Origin of the sequence: Vallicoccus soli (assembly GCF_003594885.1) — a bacterium.
Taxonomy (GTDB): Bacteria; Actinomycetota; Actinomycetes; order Motilibacterales; family Motilibacteraceae; genus Vallicoccus; species Vallicoccus soli.
The window spans coordinates 1-905 of the sequence record NZ_QZEZ01000017.1; the positions used below are offsets into that span (position 1 = coordinate 1).

At 67.7% G+C, this 905-nt stretch carries 1 protein-coding gene; it reads left to right on the forward strand.

The window, feature by feature from the left end; translation table 11 throughout:
- Positions 1-16 precede the first annotated feature (16 nt).
- The gene (locus tag D5H78_RS19000; protein WP_119952088.1) at positions 17-832 is read left to right on the forward strand and encodes a flagellin N-terminal helical domain-containing protein; all 816 of its coding nucleotides are present in this window, start codon (positions 17-19) and stop codon (positions 830-832) included.
- Positions 833-905 lie beyond the last annotated feature (73 nt).

The window sequence follows — 905 nt, forward strand, 5'->3', positions numbered from 1 at the left end:
CACCACGGAGGACGTCATGGGTCTTCGCATCAACCAGAACATCGCGGCGCAGAACTCGTACCGCAACCTGTCCATCACGGACGGGCAGATGTCGAAGTCGCTGGAGAAGCTGTCCAGCGGGTTCCGGATCAACCGGGCGGCCGACGACGCGGCCGGCCTGTCGATCTCGGAGGGCCTGCGCTCGCAGGTCGGTGGCCTCAAGGTCGCCGTCCGCAACGCGCAGGACGGCATCTCCGTCGTCCAGACCGCTGAGGGTGCGCTCACCGAGACGCACTCGATCCTGCAGCGCATGCGCGACCTCGCGGTGCAGGCCTCGAACGAGGGTGGCCTCAGCGACAAGGCGATGGCCGCGGCCGACGCCGAGTACCAGGAGCTCGTCCTCGAGCTCGACGACATCGCGAGCAAGACCAGCTTCAACGGCAAGAACCTGCTCGACGGCTCGTACAACGCCTCGTTCCAGGTGGGCGCCAACGCCGGCGAGACCCTGGCCGTGACCATCGGCAACATGGACTCGACCACCCTCGGCGCGACCGGTGACCTCACCAGCTTCGCCAACGCCCAGACCGCGCTCGGCGCGATCACCACGGCGATCGAGACGGTGTCGACCGAGCGCTCCAAGCTCGGTGCGACGCAGAACCGCCTCGAGCACAAGATCAACAACCTCAACGTCGCGGTGGAGAACCTCTCCGCGTCGGAGAGCCGGATCCGTGACACCGACATGGCGCAGGAGATGGTCGGCTACACCCGCCACCAGATCCTGTCCCAGGCCGGCACGGCCATGCTCGCCCAGGCCAACCAGGGCTCCCAGGGCGTGCTCTCCCTGCTCCGCTGACCCAGCGGCCCGTAGGGGCACCAGCACCACCAGCACCACAGCACCACCAGCACCACAGCACCACCAGCAGCAC

What these genes read in the sequence shown, in the direction of transcription:
- D5H78_RS19000 (WP_119952088.1), top strand. Translation starts at nt 17, where the DNA reads ATGGGTCTTCGCATCAACCAGAACATCGCGGCGCAGAACTCGTACCGC.